This window comes from Stygiolobus sp. CP859M, assembly GCF_037389975.1.
In the GTDB taxonomy this organism is placed as follows: Archaea; Thermoproteota; Thermoprotei_A; order Sulfolobales; family Sulfolobaceae; genus Stygiolobus.
This window is the reverse complement of the sequence record NZ_JBBHKS010000005.1, coordinates 43700-60947: the sequence shown is the minus strand read 5'-3', so window position 1 is coordinate 60947 and position 17248 is coordinate 43700. Positions and strand designations below refer to the sequence as shown.

17 protein-coding genes and 2 pseudogenes are annotated in these 17248 nt (G+C 40.0%); 13 read left to right on the top strand and 6 right to left on the bottom strand.

The annotated features are described in order from the left end of the window. The first annotated feature begins 159 nt into the window (after window positions 1-159). From sixA to thiC, 8 genes and pseudogenes are all read left to right on the top strand, one after another. Window positions 160-645: a phosphohistidine phosphatase SixA gene (sixA, locus tag WIW72_RS00950; protein WP_337702951.1), complete on the top strand. Its 486-nt coding sequence runs from the start codon at window positions 160-162 to the stop codon at window positions 643-645. Then, window positions 642-1898, top strand: a complete 1257-nt coding sequence (locus WIW72_RS00945) for a Ppx/GppA phosphatase family protein (RefSeq protein ID WP_337702953.1) — start codon at window positions 642-644, stop codon at window positions 1896-1898. Before sixA ends, WIW72_RS00945 begins: the two co-directional genes overlap by 4 nt. Continuing rightward, a complete protein-coding gene (tmk, locus tag WIW72_RS00940; RefSeq protein WP_337702955.1) occupies window positions 1892-2536 on the top strand; it encodes a dTMP kinase in 645 nt (214 codons plus the stop codon). Before WIW72_RS00945 ends, tmk begins: the two co-directional genes overlap by 7 nt. Then, complete coding sequence (locus tag WIW72_RS00935; RefSeq protein WP_337702957.1) at window positions 2518-3153, top strand: dTMP kinase; 636 nt, start codon at window positions 2518-2520, stop codon at window positions 3151-3153. Before tmk ends, WIW72_RS00935 begins: the two co-directional genes overlap by 19 nt. Beyond that, window positions 3150-3773 (top strand): CHAD domain-containing protein, encoded by a 624-nt coding sequence (locus WIW72_RS00930; RefSeq protein ID WP_337702959.1) that lies wholly within the window; start codon window positions 3150-3152, stop codon window positions 3771-3773. Before WIW72_RS00935 ends, WIW72_RS00930 begins: the two co-directional genes overlap by 4 nt. A 43-nt stretch (window positions 3774-3816) precedes the next feature. Next, complete coding sequence (locus WIW72_RS00925; protein WP_337702961.1) at window positions 3817-6111, top strand: ABC transporter ATP-binding protein; 2295 nt, start codon at window positions 3817-3819, stop codon at window positions 6109-6111. Between the two features lie 257 nt (window positions 6112-6368). Then, on the top strand, window positions 6369-7130 hold the full coding sequence (locus WIW72_RS00920) for a hypothetical protein (RefSeq protein WP_337702964.1): 762 nt from the start codon (window positions 6369-6371) through the stop codon (window positions 7128-7130). A gap of 118 nt (window positions 7131-7248) precedes the next feature. Continuing rightward, window positions 7249-8537: pseudogene (thiC, locus tag WIW72_RS00915) on the top strand (phosphomethylpyrimidine synthase ThiC). 27 nt (window positions 8538-8564) lie between these two features. Here thiC and WIW72_RS00910 read toward each other — a convergent pair. The 3 genes from WIW72_RS00910 to WIW72_RS00900 form a co-directional block, all read right to left on the bottom strand. After that, a complete protein-coding gene (locus WIW72_RS00910) occupies window positions 8565-10022 on the bottom strand; it encodes an MFS transporter (RefSeq protein WP_337702966.1) in 1458 nt (485 codons plus the stop codon). A gap of 68 nt (window positions 10023-10090) precedes the next feature. After that, complete coding sequence (locus tag WIW72_RS00905) at window positions 10091-10315, bottom strand: hypothetical protein (protein ID WP_337702968.1); 225 nt, start codon at window positions 10313-10315, stop codon at window positions 10091-10093. A 4-nt stretch (window positions 10316-10319) separates the two neighbouring features. Continuing rightward, window positions 10320-11042 carry a lipoate--protein ligase family protein gene (locus tag WIW72_RS00900; RefSeq protein WP_337702970.1) on the bottom strand — a complete coding sequence of 241 codons (723 nt, stop codon included), beginning with the start codon at window positions 11040-11042 and terminating at the stop codon, window positions 10320-10322. Window positions 11043-11078: 36 nt separating this feature from the next. Between WIW72_RS00900 and WIW72_RS00895 the strand changes: the two genes are divergently transcribed. Genes WIW72_RS00895 through WIW72_RS00880 form a run of 4 tightly spaced genes read left to right on the top strand, consistent with a single transcriptional unit; the run spans window position 11079 to window position 14740 of the window. Continuing rightward, complete coding sequence (locus tag WIW72_RS00895; RefSeq protein ID WP_337702972.1) at window positions 11079-12311, top strand: dihydrolipoyl dehydrogenase family protein; 1233 nt, start codon at window positions 11079-11081, stop codon at window positions 12309-12311. Next, entirely contained in the window at window positions 12295-13104 is an 810-nt protein-coding gene (locus WIW72_RS00890) for an aldo/keto reductase (RefSeq protein ID WP_337702973.1), read from the top strand. The genes WIW72_RS00895 and WIW72_RS00890 overlap by 17 nt, the downstream gene beginning before the upstream one ends. Continuing rightward, entirely contained in the window at window positions 13101-13922 is an 822-nt protein-coding gene (locus WIW72_RS00885) for a radical SAM protein (protein WP_337702975.1), read from the top strand. Before WIW72_RS00890 ends, WIW72_RS00885 begins: the two co-directional genes overlap by 4 nt. Next, complete coding sequence (locus WIW72_RS00880) at window positions 13898-14740, top strand: radical SAM protein (protein ID WP_337702977.1); 843 nt, start codon at window positions 13898-13900, stop codon at window positions 14738-14740. The genes WIW72_RS00885 and WIW72_RS00880 overlap by 25 nt, the downstream gene beginning before the upstream one ends. 4 nt (window positions 14741-14744) lie before the next feature. On the opposite strand, the gene WIW72_RS00875 is transcribed toward WIW72_RS00880, so the two are convergent. After that, complete coding sequence (locus WIW72_RS00875; RefSeq protein ID WP_337702979.1) at window positions 14745-14903, bottom strand: hypothetical protein; 159 nt, start codon at window positions 14901-14903, stop codon at window positions 14745-14747. Window positions 14904-14912: 9 nt separating this feature from the next. On the opposite strand from WIW72_RS00875, the pseudogene WIW72_RS00870 reads away from it, so the two are divergent. Next, a pseudogene (locus WIW72_RS00870) lies at window positions 14913-16012 on the top strand (transposase). Here WIW72_RS00870 and WIW72_RS00865 read toward each other — a convergent pair. Beyond that, the gene (locus WIW72_RS00865; protein WP_337702272.1) at window positions 15999-16256 is read right to left on the bottom strand and encodes a hypothetical protein; all 258 of its coding nucleotides are present in this window, start codon (window positions 16254-16256) and stop codon (window positions 15999-16001) included. The pseudogene WIW72_RS00870 and the gene WIW72_RS00865 sit on opposite strands and share 14 nt — an antisense overlap. A 44-nt stretch (window positions 16257-16300) precedes the next feature. Then, complete coding sequence (locus tag WIW72_RS00860; protein ID WP_337702274.1) at window positions 16301-17242, bottom strand: NAD-dependent epimerase/dehydratase family protein; 942 nt, start codon at window positions 17240-17242, stop codon at window positions 16301-16303. Between the last annotated feature and the right edge of the window lie 6 nt (window positions 17243-17248).

Sequence of the window (17248 nt, the reverse complement as noted above, 5' to 3'; positions counted from 1 at the left end):
TTAGTTTATATTTCAAAATTTTGACGGAAGGGATAATAGTAAATATCTTTCGGTCTAAATTTTCCTCGTTACCTAAATTATGTATCACGGCATAGCCTATATAGTGTTATATATTCCTGATGTTTAAATACTTATTAACCTATGTGGAGTAAACCGCATATGTTACATCTAATAATTGTAAGACACGGAGAAGCCGAACCGAAGGTAGAAAACTTACCAGATAAGGATAGAAAGTTGATTAAAAAGGGAATAAAACAGATGAGAAGAGTCGCTAATTTCATAGACATTATGGGTTACAAAATAGATAAAGTGTTTTCAAGTCCGTATATAAGGGCTTATCAATCAGCAGAAGTCATTCTTGAGGAACTTGACGAGGACTTAAAAATAGAGACGATTAAAGAATTAGAACCAGACCAAGATGTAAGCACGATCATTGAAAAGTTGAAGGAAACAAACTCCTCTCAAGCGGAACAAGTAATTATGTTAGTAGGGCACGAGCCCCACTTGTCTACATTTATAAAGAGTGTTACGGGCGGTGAAGTTGAACTGAAGAAAGGTGGAGTAGCAGTTGTAGAGGTAGATCCGGCCAGCTTCAAAGGAAAACTTACTATACTCCTAACACAGAAATTAATGAAGAGACTATGAATTATAAGGCAGTGATAGACGCTGGATACAACTCTTTTAGGCTTTCTCTTTATTCTATATTCCCTAACCTTTCCTTTAGGCTCACAGCCTCGCTGAAGGATTACGTAAGGTTAGGATTAAGTGTAAGCGAAGGAAAACCCATACCCGAGGAGAACGTAAAGAGAGCTGAAATTACCTTACGTAAATTTAAGGAATTCCTAGATAGAAAAGGGATAAAAGAAGCTAAAATCTTGGGGACTAGTGCCTTTCGTTACGCCAGTAACGGAACGGAGGTCTCAAACAGGCTATCTAGTATTATCGGATTTCCAATAACCGTACTGTCAGGAGAGGAAGAAGGTAAGTATTCAGCTTTAGCCGTAATCAACACTTTACCAATAGAGGATGGAATAATCTTCGATTTAGGGGGTGGATCCTTAGAAATAGCCTATGTATCTCAGAGAAAGATAAGGGACGTATACCAGTTCCCCTTGGGAGGACTGAGAATGATGGACAAAAACCCCGAGGAAATAAAAAAGGAAGTGAGGATTGCCTTAGCTTCCCTGCCCTCATCAAAGGGGATACTTGTTGGTAGCGGTGGAAATCTGAGGGCCATTGCTAAAATGGATTTAAAACTTGAAGGAGAAAAACTGGATCAAATTCACGGTTACTCTGTTAGTTATGAAAGAATTGCGAAATATGCTAAGATCCTTCCATCAATGAGTATAAGCGAGAGATCACAACTACCGGGAATTGATAAAGAAAGAGCTTTAACTATTCACTCAGCTGCAATCGTCATTAAAGAGCTCATGGAAATAATGGGGAAAGATAAAGTGATGATTTCAGCCTTCGGACTACGTGAGGGGATTCTAATGGACTCGGAAATAGAAAATGTCGACAAGCTAAGGGAATTTTGGGTAGAAGGAGTATCTTACAACTTCAACGTAGAACCGTTCGTAGACTCATATAGAGAAGCACTTAAGGAAACAAAAGACGTAGCTGTAAGTACAGCTTTTTACCTCTTACAACTCATGAAGGCCTCTAACTTCTTGGATCCCTACATGGCATGTTATAAGGTTTTTAGGGAGATCACTACACCTGGATATACTGCGGACGAAATTAACGTTATTACTACCTTATGTGCTTTAGCAAAGAAGTTCAAGAAAAAGTACTATAACAAGGTGAAGAAGTTAATAGATAAGGACACAATCCTCGTAAAGGCAAAGAAAGTGAAAGAACTTCATGAGGCTTATGAGTTAGGAGTGAGAAAATGGTAGGGCATATAATAGCATTTGAGGGGATAGACGGCTCAGGTAAGTCGAGCCAAGCCAAACTACTTAGAGACTGGTTAGAAGCTAAGGGAGTTCCGGTCTACCTCACAGAATGGAACTCTTCAGAGTGGTTACACGAGAGTATAAAGGAAGCTAAAAAGAAGAACTTGCTTACTCCTTTAACTTACAGCTTAATACATGCTACAGACTTCGCGGATAGATACGAGAAATACATTTTGCCTATGTATAAAGCTGGTTACGTAGTAATTTCTGACAGATACATTTACACCGCTTATGCTAGGGACTCCGTAAGAGGGCTGAGCATAGATTGGGTAGCTAAACTTTACTCATTCGCGATCAAACCAGATATAGTCTTTTTCATAAGAGTTACAGCTGAAGAGGCTTTGAGAAGGTTAAAAGAAAATAGAAGAAAAATAAAACCGAACGAGGCAGGAGCCGACATTTTCCCAGATTTGAAACCTGAGGAGGGATTTCTTAAATATCAGGGTGCTGTTCTCTCGGTATACGACAAATTAGCCCCCATAGAGAATTTCTATGTAATCGACGGTCAAAGGGATCCTAAATCGATTCAGATAGAAATAAGAGAAAAAGTGAGTGAGATCTTATGGAAAGAGGAATCTTAATAGCTGTAGAGGGTGTAGAAGGCTCCGGTAGGAGTTCACATCTACAAGGTATTAAAAAGTACCTCGAGGAAGAAGGTTACGGAGTAACTACTATAGGACTACAGTCGAGCCAGCTGTTAGGGACTAAGTTAAGCACGATTAAGAGAGACCTCGTTTTTCAGAGGATAACTTTATTCCTTGCTTATGCTACAGACCTTGCAGACCAGATAGAATACACCGTTAAGGAAGCCCTTAATTCTGGCTTTGTTGTACTGGCTGACGGTTACGTTTATACCCTCATGGCATGGGGTTTAACAAGAGGGCTCGATAGGAATTGGATCAATGACGTATTGTCGTTTGCAATAAAACCCGACCTAGCTATTTCACTTGTAGCCCCAGTAAGTACTATCAGTAGGAGAGTTATAATGAAAAACGGTAAGATAGACCCCTTAACATCCTCCATAGACCTATGCATTAATAAGGACTTATACACATCCTTCCGCACCCATGTTAAGACTTTCCAAAAATATCTTCTTGAGATCTCAAAAACTTACGGACTGAAAGTGGTTAAAACTAACAGAAACTACGAGGAAGCCCACAAAGAAATCATCAAATACGTGAGGGAAGTACTGAAATGAAACCTGAAGAGAGACCAGAGTTTTACGCTAATAATAATTTGAGAAAAGCACTGAGATTCAACCCCTCACCTGAATCAGTCCATGATACCAGAGTTTACTTGAGAAAATACCTGACATTATCCTTAACATTAAGCAGGCTTTACCATAACTCGGATTGCATATACTACTCTAAAGAAGCCGTAAGAATTCTAGGAAGAATAAGAGATGCCGATGTATCAGGTTGTATTCCGATAAACAGAAAACTGCTAGCATTAAAAGTAACAAAAATACTACCTAAAATTTCTAGTTGTTACTTGCCTAAAATATACGGTAGTAGGCTAGTAGTTTTTGAAAAGATACGTGAAATATATAACCACATTCTAATAGAAGACTTCCATGAGTTCAGGAAGAAAGTTAGAATCCTATACTACCTTACGGAAAGTGTCGGGGAAGACCCTAAACCTCTAAAGGACATAAGTAGGGAATTGGGAGACATAAGGGACCAATACTTAAAGGAGGTATGCACGTCTACCTTTAATAAAAAATTGAGTTTTGACCCAAGACTGGTCGAAGAGACTAAAGCTATAGTGCGTGAGATAATAATGAGGAATGAATTTCAACACTTGAAGAAATTCGAATGAGTAGGAAAAATAGTATAAGCTAAAAATATTATGTCTATTAGGCTTGATAGAATTTACTGCTGATCTAAAGGATGGAAAGTTCTCTAGTGTAAAAATACTAATAGATGAGGAAAATGTGACCGTAGACGGCATAACTTATAACCTCGATAAGATAAGGGATGTAAAATTAGTTGAGGGTTTCGGTTATAATTATATAGAGATTGACTACGCAGGAGAGAGGATAACACTCTGCGAGTTTACCAATAGAAAGAAGGAAGAAATGCTAAAGTTGTATGAAATACTGAAAAGTAAGGAGGTAAAACTACATCCAGAGAAGGGAAAAGACGTTAAAGTAAGGGACTTTCTAAGATCCTTGTTGTCACCTTATAAATGGCGTATATTAGGAGGTGTAACTGTTTCTTCATTTCTAGTTGTAATAACTTTGATCCCACCCTATCTATTAAAACTTCTTATAAACAACGTATTTGAGGAGAATAACCCGAAGCTTTTCCCTCTACTTATTTTATTCCTTACATTAGTAAACTTAGCTAATATTCTCTTTTCTGCATTACAAAGCCTTTTGTTAAATATGAACGGGCAGAGGATAATAAACGACTTGAGGTTAAGACTCTATAAACACGTTCTAGGAATGTCCTCAAACTTTATAGACAAGTACAACTCAGGGAGGATATTGTCAAGGCTGACAACGGATATAAATAACACTCTGTGGTTCGTAACTTGGGGAATTCCTTCTATAGTAACGAACGTAGGCACTATTATCGGAGTGGGAGTTGCGCTCTTTCTTGTATTACCGTCCTTGGGAATTTATGCCTTAATACCTTTGCCGGTAATAATATTCGGGACTATCGGTTATAGAAAAGCATCTAAAATTGCGTATCATAAACTTTGGAGGAGAACAGCCGATATATCGTCTCAATTAACAGATACAATACCTAACATAGACACAATAAAGTCTTACACATCAGAGGACTTCGAGATATCGAGACTCTCAGGACTCAGCAGAGAAGTAATAGACGCTCAGTTAAGAGTTATAAAGACAAATTTGAGGTGGTTCCCTATAATTTCAATTACGATATCCCTTGTAACGGTAATGATATGGTACTTAGGAGGTCTGTCAGTCCTAAACCATACTTTAGAGTTAGGTACGTTAGTAGCCTTTGTCACTTACACTTCAATGTTCTATCAACCTGTACAAAACCTTATAACGGCTGTGATACCGTTTACACAACAATCACTAACTTCCATGGAGAGAATAGTGGAAGTTCTCAACACTAAGAGCGAAATTAAGGAGCCTGAAAACCCCGTAAACATATATATAAAAGGAAGTTTTGAATTCAGGAACGTTAGCTTCTCCTATGAGGGTACTAAAAAAGTAATAGAAAATTTATCCTTCTCAATAAATAAAGGAGAAAAAGTGGCTATAGTAGGGAGAAGTGGTTCTGGGAAATCAACAATTATTAAACTCCTCCTTAGGCTCTATGATCCCACAGAGGGTGAGATCCTAATAGACGGAGTTCCATTAGAGCACTTAGAGTTAAAAAACTACAGACGTCAAATAGGACTTATAAGAGCTGAACCTACAATATTTTACGGTACTGTAGCGTATAACATAAAGTACGGTAAAACTGATGCAAAACCTTGGGAAATTATAGCTGCAGCTATGGCTAGCGGAGCTCATGATTTCGTTATGGAGTTACCTTTCGCCTACGACACCCACTTAGGAGAAAGGGGGAACAAGATATCTAGTGGACAAAAACAAATGATCGAAATGGCGAGACTTTTTCTTAAACATCCTAAAGTAGTGATTCTAGACGAAGCAACTGCCTCAGTTGACAGCTTAACAGAAGCAATGATAATGGAGAAGATAATGAGTGAATTTAAGGACAACACAGTTATAATTATAGCCCATAGAGCTTCCACGCTACTATATGCTGATAGAATTATAGTTTTGAAGAACGGCAAGATAGTAGAAGAAGGCGACCTAAACACGCTCATAAAAAAGAGAGCTGAATTGTACTCTATATTCGAAAATCAACTGAAGTATTTCCATGGAGTTCAAAAGGTAAAAAGTTCTTCCCCATCATTTTCAGATTACATAAACGCGTTAGAGCCTGTAAAGGATATAGAGTTCCTAGAGGAGAGAAGAGTAAAGGTAAACGGTGTCTTATACGAAGTCGAAATGTATAAGCCTTTCCCGCTTTCAAATCCTGATTTTCTCTTGATTAAGACGAAAGAAGGGAAACTATTTACTACAGTAGGAGGCAAAGGGTATGAGAAGGTGAGAACTTGTCTAGAAAAGAAATACTTTATACCTAAGATTATGAGAATCAAAAAATAACCACTACTGGAGATGAATTCGTTTGGACCATGAGTACAGACCGGGGAGACACTGAAATTAGGACAAGAGGAAGGGGGAGCCTGATAAGAGTCGACGGAAAGATTTTCATTATAGATACTAGCGATGATGCGTTCTAGATTGATCTGAGTGTATTAGATAAGAAGAGTTTACAAATAATATCTTCAATGTTATAAAGAGTCAAATAACCTATTTGCCTTAATGTTTTATATAAGTGTTAACAAAAATAACTAGTATTCATGGAAATCCCGTGGAATATAATCTCAGATAAGGACATATCGTTAAGTAAACGTGAATTCACTGAATCGATAAAGAACTTAAAACCAATATATGAAGACGCTAAAGAAATAGTAGAAAAATATAAGAAACTGAGAGGAAAAATTTTCTATCTATTAACGTTCTTAATTGTGTCATTTGTTACCATTTTAGTAGTAACCGAGAAGCTGTTTGAGTACTCAATTCTATTATTGATCCCTATGAACTACTTCCTCGGTGTCTTGTTAACGTATCTATTGAACGAGAGAAAGTACATAATCCTCACAATTGTTTACTTATTGCTCTCTTTACTGATGGAGCATAGTATCATAAAATACACTTTGTTAGCATCTATGATACCGCTTTCTTGGGGGTATTTTGCGAATCTAAATGAGAAGATTTATCTTAGTTGGTCATCCTACGCCTCTAACTTATTGGCCAGTTGGGACGATATCGAATATCACAACAGTGATTCGACCATTATAAGACTCAGAAAGGGAACAGCCAGAATATCTCCTTATAGGGCAGACTTAGAATCCTTACTCCTAATAGGAAAGTTGAAAGTAAGGGCATTTATTTCAGTATTTGTCTTGAGGAAGGGGAGAATCGGTTATATTGTCGTTCTAAAGGTAAAGAGGTATACTCTATTCTCCGATAAATTGATAATCCTTATGCCTCTAGTATTTGGTAAAATTAAGGAATTTCTAACCGAGAATTTTAACAAGAAAGAGTGGGAATTAGGTTAGGAAAAACTTGATTACTAATAAAATTTTAAGCTTTCTAATAGATTTTTTATTTAATCTATATATTTATTTGTTTTAGAATATAATAATATTTATAAGTTAATTATTCCAATTCATACTTATGTCGATAATCGAAGAAGCAAAGAGAGGTAATATCACAGACGAGATGAAAGCCATATCAAAGTTAGAACTAATCTCTCCAGAAAAGGTAAGAAGAAGAATTGCCGATGGAAAGATAATATTGATAAGAAACGTGAAAAAACCAAGCAAGAGGTTAATAGCTGTAGGTAAGGGTATTACAACAAAGATCAATGTAAACATAGGTACTTCCAGTGAAGTAGTAAGTGTGGAAATGGAGTTAGAGAAGGTAAAAATAGCTAACAAATTGGGGGACACACTTATGGATTTATCGACTGGCGGAGATATGGACGAGATCAGGAGGACAATTATCCAGCACAGCGAAATCCCCGTAGGAACCGTTCCGATTTACCAAGTATTCATAGAGTCGTTCAAGAAGAGGTCTGGAGGAGCTTATTTCACGGAAGACGACCTATTGAATACTGTCGAAAAGCAACTGAGAGATGGAGTAGCATTCATGACCATACACGCTGGCATTACGAAAGACCTCGCTATTAGAGCCCTAAAGAGTAGAAGAATGATACCGATAGTCTCGAGAGGGGGTGATATGATAGCCGGATGGATGATACATAATGATTCTGAAAATCCTTATAGAATAAATTGGAATTATATACTTGAGATGTTTAAGGAATATGACGCTACGATTTCGTTAGGAGATGCGCTAAGGCCTGGGGCTACAGCAGATGCACATGACGAGTTTCAAGTAAGTGAGCTAATAGAAACAAGTAGACTGGTAAAAGACGCAATAAGTAAAGGTGTCCAAGTCATGGTTGAAGGACCTGGACATATACCGCTTAACGAAGTCGTATGGGATGTAAAGCTAATGAAGAAGCTGACAGGTGGAGTACCGTATTATGTATTGGGACCCTTACCTACAGACGTAGCAGCTCCTTATGATCATATTGCATCAGCTATAGGTGCTGGTCTTGCTGCCTCTGCTGGCGCTGATCTATTATGTTACTTAACTCCTGCAGAACATTTAAGCCTACCTACGGTCAAACAAGTCGAAGAGGGTGCAATAGCTTATAGAATAGCAGCTCATGTGGGTGATATCGTAAAACTCGGTAAAAAAGCTAGAAAGTGGGACGACAAGGTAAGTACGTACAGAGGTAGGTTAGAATGGGACAAAATGATATCTCAGCCATAGATCCAGATAACGCTTATAGAGTATATACACAGTTCGGAAAACCTAAGGTAAAAGCTTGTACTATGTGCGGTGGATATTGTCCGATGATGTGGGCGATGGAACAAGTTAAAAAGGTTAAAGGCTGAGATAATATTCAAAAACCATTTTGGCTTTTACTCTTTTATTGCTTCTTTTGTAGCTCTTTGTCCTAATTGTATATTCCTAGACGTTAAAGATAGGGCACTCATCATTATAGCTATGCCCATTGCTATTAAATAATTTAGAGAGAAGCTGAAATCAGACGGAATCATTACCGGCATGTAACTTATTTGACCATTTATCACGATTGGATAAACTATACTTGTTTCATAAGTCCCCATTATAGCTCCAGCTACAGCAGGTCCCACAGCCCCGCCCAAAAGCCTGAACACCGTGTTTAAAGAGGTCGCTATACCCAAGTATTGTCTCTCCACTGAGAAGACAAGAATGTTAATCAGGGACACGTTCAGGAGGGCAGCAGCCAAGTTGGAGATTGAAGCAAATAGTATTATAGTCTCCAATCCACTCTTCCCTATAATTAACGAAAGGATTAAGTAAGAAGGAATGAGCAAGAAAGAACCAAATATCAAGACTGGCCTCGGGCCTTTCTTAGATATAAACCGACCAGCAGATACACTACCTACCATCTGAATTAAGGCTAAAGGAAGTAGCCATAATCCAGTAGACAGAATATCTAAGTCAAAACCCTCAGGCTTGGGTTCTTCTAGTAAATACGTGAGTGTTTGATAAGCCATAAATAAGGCAAAACCAGCTACTATAGCAGCTATATTGGCGACTAAAACGTTTCTCCTCTTCATTAGACTTAATGGCATTAGCGGAGATAATGAAACCTTTTCTTCATAAAAGAATGCCGTGAATAGAACTAGAGATGTAATGACTGAACCTAGTGTTTCTAATGAAGTCCATCCGTAATTCGGAGCTTCGGTTAGTCCAAATATCAACGTTCCCAAAGCTGATCCTAACAGAATTACTCCTAAATAGTCTATCCTAGCTTCTAGCCTCACTTTAGATTCCCTGATGAAGAAATGAATTAAGAGAGCTAATGTTATTACTACTGGGATAACCGTATGATATGTATACTGCCAACCAAAGTTCTGCGCTATGTAACCTCCTAACGGTAAGGCTATGGCACTTCCTATGCCGAACATAGCGCTTACCAAGCCTTGTGCTTTAGGAACGAGATTAGGAGGGAATTCCTCTCTAATAAGGCTGAATGCCAAGGGGAACATGGCTAAACCTAAACCTTGAATTGCTCTGAAAATCAAGAGAGCCGTAAAATTAGGCGAAAAACCCGTTAGCGTCACTCCAAGTGCGTAAATCCATATTACTATCTCCAATACCCTCTTCTTACCAAATATGTCACCCAGTTTACCCGCTATAGGATTCATCACCGTACCAGTTAACAGATATATAGACAATACCCAACTAACGGTAGCAGAGGAAACCCCAAACTCACTTGCAATTGAAGGCAATGCTGGAATTAACATCCCCTCAGTATACAAAACAGCTACAGCTAGCGGTGCCAGAGTTACTAAAGCCCTATAAGCATATTTAAGATCGTAGGTTGACATACTTAGATATATCTAAATCTACGAGTTATAAAGTTATGTAGGAATTATTCTAACACTGTGCCTACTAATTAAGATGAAGTTCTCCTACACTCCTCTATGGCACTATATAACTCACTTATTTCAACGCCTAAGATAACCGCCTTACAGTTTTTCTCTCCTCTCGATAAACATTTCTCCAGTTTTTCTAACTCCTCCTCTGAAGTGAAGAAATCCCCAGTTATCTCCACCTTATCACCGTAAACTCTCACAATTACAGTTTTACCTTGCCTAGACCTAAAGGAGACCTCACACATCTTCTCACCTAACATAAGTCCAGTTGGGATTAGTATACTTCCACGTCAGCTGATTTGATATTTCATATTCGATCTCAGTTAGTTCCCCTTCCTCTAGTTTAAACACCTCGGAGAATCCTTTAATCAAGGCATTCAGAGCTTTTTCCCTACTTATCTTTTCGCCTAAAATAGCAGATATAGTAGTTACTCTTGTTTTAGGCTTTCCCCTATCAACTTCTTTCACTTTAGGGACTTTTATCACATCCATTAACTCGAGGTTAGTATCAAACATGAAAGTCCCGTGAACAACTACAGCACTCTTCTTCAGGGCACCAGCCATACCTACAACCTTTTTTCCCTCTATCACCACGTCGTTTATCGGCGTAAACTCTCCTTTCAAACCGAACTCTTTAATAGCTGAGATGAGACCGTCAGCAACTATTTTATAAGCTTTCATCATATCGTTCATTTTGAGTACGACCGTCCACGTTATCTCCCCCTTTTCGTCATGTAGTGCAGGACCTCCTCCGGTGAACCGCCTCACCAAAGGTATCGAATATCTTCTGAGGAGGTCTTCGTTAACCCAATCTCTAACCGCTAAAAACCTCCCTATGGATAATGTTGTGGGAGAAAAATTCCAAAGCCTAAGGGTCTCAGGAATAATATTCCTATCTAGAAGTATTAACATCGTCTCGTCCAAAGCCATTTGTCTGTCTCCAGAATTTCCACCCTCTATGACCAATCTCATACAAGTTATTTTAGGTGTAAGCAGTATAATTAATCTATGATAACGATAGTAGGTTCAGGACCAGCTGGATTCTACGCAGCTCTAACAGCTGCTTCTTTAGGGGAGAAAGTAACAGTGGTTGAAGAGAGGGACAAGTTGGGTGGGACTTGTGTATTGTTCGGCTGTATTCCGTCTAAAGCGATGCTCCACCCTATGGCTCTAGCTTATTCTCTAGGTAGAATAGGAAAAACTTTGAACTTCAGCTACTTAGAACTCACTAAACTTGCTAAGGACGCAATAAACCGAATCTCAAAAGGCATGGAATACGCATTAGAAAGCCACGATATTGACGTTATACATGGAAAGGCGTCGTTAAAAGGGGGGAAAATCGAGGTTAACGGACAAACTCTTAACTCAGAAAAGGTAATGATAGCTACCGGGACTAAAAAGCCCTCTGGAGCGTTAGCTTCAGACGACCTTCCATATCTAGATAAAGATTTCAACAGAGTTGTAATAGTCGGGGGAGGAGTAGGAGGAGTAGAATACGGATGGCTCCTTAGAATGATAGGAAAGGAAGTCCACATAGTAGAAAGAGAGGATTTACTTCTCCCTAAACATGACCCAGACTTAAGGAAAAGTATAACTAGTTACTTCTCGAAACTGGGGTTTAAACTCCACATGGGAGTAGAGGCTAAAATTGAGGGAAACGAGGTGATCACATCTAAGGGGGAAAAGATAGAAGGAGACTTCGTTCTTCTGAGTTTCGGCAGAAAACCCAATTTAGAGGGATTTGAAGAATTGAGGAGCGATAAATGGCTTTTGGTAAACGAATATATGGAGACCTCTCTCAAAAACGTTTATGCTGCGGGAGACGTCACCGGATCATTTACCGCACATGAAGCGATTCACAAGGGGGTAACCGCTGCACTGAACTCAGTAGGCAAAAGGAAAGCATATGACGGATCAGTTGTACCTAAAGTAATATACACAATGCCTCAAATAGCATATATCGGCAAAACAACTGGAAATTGTAAGAAAATTGACATGGTCACATTACCTAGGGCTATAGCTGAGAAAGAAACAGAGGGGTTCTTGAAGATTTGTGAGGAAGGAGGAAAGATAGTCGGTGCCGTAGTGTTTTCTGAGAGAGCCGAAGAAATCATAACAATTATAGGGATTGCGATGAAATTCGGAATAAGTATAAGTTCTCTCCTAGACTTTCAGTTTCCTCATCCCTCATATCTAGAGTCAATATGGGAATTGGTGAGAACTTTTGACGGAATTATGTGATAAGAAGGTCAGTGAAATTGGTCTAGGTACATGGAAGATGGGAGGAGGCTTCTGGACGGCCGATTACTCAAACGACGATAAATACATCGAAGCTATCTCCTACGCTATATCAAAGGGAATTAATGTCATCGATACTGCAGAGATGTACGGAGGGGGACATACCGAGGAACTAGTAGGGAAGGCAGTTTTACGCTTTCAAAGGGACGACGTTTTCATAATAACTAAAGTCTGGAACAACCACTTGAAGTACGACGACGTAATCAAGTCCGCTACCAATAGCCTTAAACGTCTGAACACTAAATACATCGATCTATACCTCATCCATTGGCCTAACCCTTCAATTAAGCTCTCAGAAACACTCGCCGCAATGGAAGAGTTAGTTGATAAGGGAATAGTTAGGTGTATAGGAGTAAGTAATTTCGACCTAAACTTACTAAAGGAGGCTATAACGTTAACTAGGAAATACGAGATAGTTGCCGACGAAATAGAATATAGCATATACGACCTCTCCCCAGAAAGAGACATAATACCATTCGCTAAAAAGAACGGGATCATGATAATAGCTTATTCTCCACTGGGTCAAGGGCGAATAGCAACTGAGACCATATTGTCTGACATAGCACAGAAATACGGAAAAACCGTGGCTCAAATAGCGTTAGCATATTTGAAGAAAAACGCCATCCCGATACCTAAATCGGCAAACAAAAAACATATTGACGAAATAGCCGAAGTCCTAAGATTCGACCTAAGTGATGAAGATGCAAAAGAGATCAGGAGGAGGATGTTTGCATGAAAGTACTGGTCTCAGCTGGGACTTATTACTTCATAAAGAAAGGCATTAAACTAAGCAACACTGCATACTTACTTCAGAGCGGTGGGTGTAATGCCTCATGTAAATTCTGCACTCAGTCAATGTTAAGCAATGCTGACAAGACTTACCTTTCTAGGGTAAAGTGGTATCCAATGGAACTGGAAGAGATTAAAGACTTGCTAAATAGCTTTGCTAGAGTTTGTTTACAAACGGTGATTAAGGAGAAGTTCGAAGACGAGGTTATCGAGATTATGTCAAAAATAGACTCTAAACGCAAGTCTGTTACAATAACCCCCGTAGACAAACAGTACTTAATTAAATTAAAAGAAATAGGGATTGATTATCTGGGCGTCGGCTTAGACACAGTTAAATCGATGTGGAGAGAAGTTAGGAAACCTTATTCTTACGAGCGGTACATGGATTTTATAAAGGATGCTGTCGACGTATTCGGTCGCAGACATGTTTACGTCCATCTCATAGTAGGTCTGGGAGAGAGTGAGGAAGAGATGGTTAACACTATGAAAGAGCTTTACGCTCTTGGGGCTGAAGTAGCCCTTTTCGCCTTTACCCCAGTAAAGGGGACGCCATATGAAAAAAAGGAGAGACCTTCGCTGGAGTACTACCGAAGGATACAAGCCTTGAGGTATAAACTATCCACCGGTAAAGATGGTGAGGAAGCATTCCTTACTTCCGGTTGTCCTTCTTGTGATAGACCTTATTATAATGAAAGTCCCTTGGATAAAGAATTATATAATATACCGTTGAGGGATTACAAGTGGTTCTCGGCTTCATCACGTTGAAGAAGTTCAACGTCCTTAGCATAACTGGGGGGAGTTGCTCTCTCAATTGTTTTTACTGCACTTCTAAGTACATAAGCTCCATGGAAGGGGCCATGACTCCAGAAACCATGTACAAATACGTTAAGAAGAGATACGAGATAGGGGTTAAAGGCTTTCTAATAAGTGGGGGTTTTAATAAAAAAGGAGAGCTACAAATAAGACCTTATTTACCAGTTCTGAAAAGGTTAAAGAAGGAGAACCCAGATATAATATTTAACATCCACCCTGGACTCCTTGACAAGAGCACTATAGAAGAGTTAAGAGATGCCGTTGATATAGTTGACTACGAGTTCGCCTATTCTCCCAAAGCCTTCCAATCCAAAGGACTCTCTGGGAGAAGCAGAGAAGATTATCTAAAAGTCTTAGAGATGCTGATAGATTACGGACCTAGGTACATCGTACCTCACATAATGCTTGGACTACCTAACGATGACGTAGCTGAAAGTATAAAGATAGCTTCCTCCTTTAAGCCTTATCTACTTAACTTCCTAGTGTTTATACCCACGAAGGGTACACCTTCTCAGGTATTTAGAGTCCCTGAGGTAGAAGAGACGGTAAAGATGATAGAGTTGGGAAATAGATTAATGCAAGGCAGAGTGAGTTTGGGTTGTATGAGACCTCATGCTATAAAAGATAAATTGGACAAGGTTTCGGTAGAAAAAGGTTTAGTTCAAAGGATAGCCAACCCATCACCGAGGGTTGTGAAAGAATTTAATCTTCCTATGTATGACGCATGTTGTAGCCTTCCAGAAGAGTACTTAGAATATTTTAAGGTTTAGGAATTCAACGCCTTTTGGCTCCTTTAGGATTAGTACCTTTAGACCCTGCCCTAGGTAAATTAGCGATTCCTTCTTTCTTTTCTTCAGCATTTATGGGAATCTTAGGGAGGTAATACCAAGAAGTCGGTATTAGCGAGAAGTTTTTAATTTTAGACGTCTTCATACTGAAAAGATGTCAAACGGAAAAGGACAAATCGAGTTAGCTAAGGAGAGGTTGGTCAAGGCGGTCAACCAAGTTCTGGGCGTGATCAGGAGGAACGAGAGGAGCAGGAGGGTAGGACTAGCACTAGCCCTCATGACCCTGCTAGGCGGTAGGGCCAGCGTGAAGAATGCTGCTGAGACGTTCGGGTTGGACTACGCAAACCTGCTGGAGGCGTTGGGAGAACTCGAAGACGCGTGGAGGGACTACTTGAAGGTCCTGTCGGGGCTGGTGAAGGGTGAGGTTGTCGTCATCATAGACGACACCGTGGACCACAAGGAGTACTCCAGAGGAAAGGACGTGAGCCCCCACGGGAACTACCGGATCTACTGCCACGCCCACCGGAGGTTCGAGAAGGGCGTCCAGCTCCTCACGGTCGCCATAGTGGACCTCTCCACGGGCAGGGCGTTCATGGTGGGAGCCTTCCCCTACGCCGTGAGGAAGATGTTGGACTTGGGGATGGTCAACGAGTTCAAGACCAAGATCGGGATGGCCAGGGAGATATTGGACGTGCTCAAGGGGTACTTCCGCGTGTCCAGGGTAGTCTTCGACTCGTGGTACTGGTCAGAGAAGCTCGTGAAGGACAACGTGGTGTCTGAGCTCAAGTCCAACCAAGCTCAGGGTCGAGTCGGCCCGGGGGACCCTCGAGGAGGTGGAGGGACACCTCCGAGTGAGATACCCCCGGAGTCTACTACGCCGGCTTGACCCTGGGAGACCAAGTGATTACGGTAAAATTGCTAGTCCAAGAATATAAAGGTGACTCCGGGACACACGTCAGATACCTCTACACGACCGATCTCTCACTCAGCGAGGAGGAGATCGAGGAGGCTTGGAGGATGAGGTGGGAGATCGAGAAGCTTCACAGGGACGTGAAGGCCTTGGGACTGGAGGACTCTTCGTTCTGGAGGAGAGAGAGGCTTCAGGGTTACCTCACGATCTTCACCATCATGGTCAACGTTGTCAGGGAGCTGATAGAGGCTCTTAACCTGAGGAGCGTGGAGGCGTTCCTCAGGTTCGTTGAACGTTATTTAGGTGGATCGTCGGGGCTGATGAAAATCTTTAAGTTACGTTAAAGTCCCATAACTGCTGTTTTCTTCTTTCCTTAGCTCTCGCTAAGAACTGATGATGTTCAAAATTAAATCCTTGTTCTAACATTATACTCGAACTAGCGTACGACAAATAGGGTGCTATTTTTCCTTTCACTGGAATGTGTAAGAACATTCCTCCCAGATTGAGAGCCAACGTAGGATTACCACCCTTAGGTTGAAATGTTAAACTCATGTCTTTATCTATTTGATGTCTGTATATGTGAGGCATTTCAATGATAATAATCTCGAAACAAGATATAAACTTTACTTAATTCACGTTGGAATTAACTTCCTCTCTCTATCAAGTTCAGACAAGAACTTAGCGTTCTCTACAAGCTCAGGTTTATCAAACTGTAAATTTGGTACAATTTCTCTAAATATAGAACAGTCAAAGATAGTCCCGGAGTACTTTAGTAACTGTCTTACATCCGAGGGAAGAGCAGCCTTAGCGATAAACGTGGGGATTTTAATCTTCAAAACCTTCCTATTTAATGCTTCAGCATAAATTTCGAATAACCTCGTGATCTTTATTGGTTCGCATTCAGTTACATAAAAGTAATTCTTGGAAGGACTTTTACCTTCAATTATAGCTCCAATTCCTTGAGCTATATATCTAGCACTTATCGGCATAAAAGATATGTTAATATCAGGAAGAAGCCCTCTTTTAACTAACTTATATATAGTCACAAATTGAACGTGGACCGCAAACCGACCGTAAACCAGCGTGGGTCTAAATATAAACACCTTATCGCTTAGGACCTTATATACGGAAAGTTCTCCCTCCAACTTCGTTTTCTCGAAGGCGGACTGAGGTTTCAGACCATCTCCTAACTTTTCTTCAACTTTCACAAACCCCGTAATACCGTAAGTAGATGCACTAGTGTGGATCATTAACTTTCCAAATTGCCTAACTACTTCTGCTATTCTCGTAGGGACTTCATAATTAGATCGCCTCAAATCCTCAGGTTTACCGCTGATTTCTCCTATGAAGTTAACTACGAGATCGTGCTCTTTAACAGCGTTATTCAACTTGTCCATGTCTTTCAATACGTCTAACTGAATTACTTCAACGCTTTTTTCCCTTAACGTCTTAACATATACTTCTTTCACGGGATTCAAATTCCTATAAGTTACTGTCACCTTGTAGTTCTGAGAAAGGTAATAAGCTACGTTAGTAGCCAAAAAACCTAAACCCGTTATCAGAATACTCTTCATAGAAGT

Excerpts from the sequence above, each read along its gene's own strand:
- sixA (WP_337702951.1), top strand. The coding sequence starts at position 160 with ATGTTACATCTAATAATTGTAAGACACGGAGAAGCCGAACCGAAGGTA.
- WIW72_RS00945 (WP_337702953.1), top strand. The coding sequence starts at position 642 with ATGAATTATAAGGCAGTGATAGACGCTGGATACAACTCTTTTAGGCTT.
- tmk (WP_337702955.1), top strand. The coding sequence starts at position 1,892 with ATGGTAGGGCATATAATAGCATTTGAGGGGATAGACGGCTCAGGTAAG.
- WIW72_RS00935 (WP_337702957.1), top strand. The coding sequence starts at position 2,518 with ATGGAAAGAGGAATCTTAATAGCTGTAGAGGGTGTAGAAGGCTCCGGT.
- WIW72_RS00930 (WP_337702959.1), top strand. The coding sequence starts at position 3,150 with ATGAAACCTGAAGAGAGACCAGAGTTTTACGCTAATAATAATTTGAGA.
- WIW72_RS00920 (WP_337702964.1), top strand. The coding sequence starts at position 6,369 with ATGGAAATCCCGTGGAATATAATCTCAGATAAGGACATATCGTTAAGT.
- WIW72_RS00910 (WP_337702966.1), bottom strand. The coding sequence starts at position 10,022 with ATGTCAACCTACGATCTTAAATATGCTTATAGGGCTTTAGTAACTCTG.
- WIW72_RS00905 (WP_337702968.1), bottom strand. The coding sequence starts at position 10,315 with ATGTGTGAGGTCTCCTTTAGGTCTAGGCAAGGTAAAACTGTAATTGTG.
- WIW72_RS00900 (WP_337702970.1), bottom strand. The coding sequence starts at position 11,042 with ATGAGATTGGTCATAGAGGGTGGAAATTCTGGAGACAGACAAATGGCT.
- WIW72_RS00895 (WP_337702972.1), top strand. The coding sequence starts at position 11,079 with ATGATAACGATAGTAGGTTCAGGACCAGCTGGATTCTACGCAGCTCTA.
- WIW72_RS00885 (WP_337702975.1), top strand. The coding sequence starts at position 13,101 with ATGAAAGTACTGGTCTCAGCTGGGACTTATTACTTCATAAAGAAAGGC.
- WIW72_RS00875 (WP_337702979.1), bottom strand. The coding sequence starts at position 14,903 with ATGAAGACGTCTAAAATTAAAAACTTCTCGCTAATACCGACTTCTTGG.
- WIW72_RS00865 (WP_337702272.1), bottom strand. The coding sequence starts at position 16,256 with ATGCCTCACATATACAGACATCAAATAGATAAAGACATGAGTTTAACA.
- WIW72_RS00860 (WP_337702274.1), bottom strand. The coding sequence starts at position 17,242 with ATGAAGAGTATTCTGATAACGGGTTTAGGTTTTTTGGCTACTAACGTA.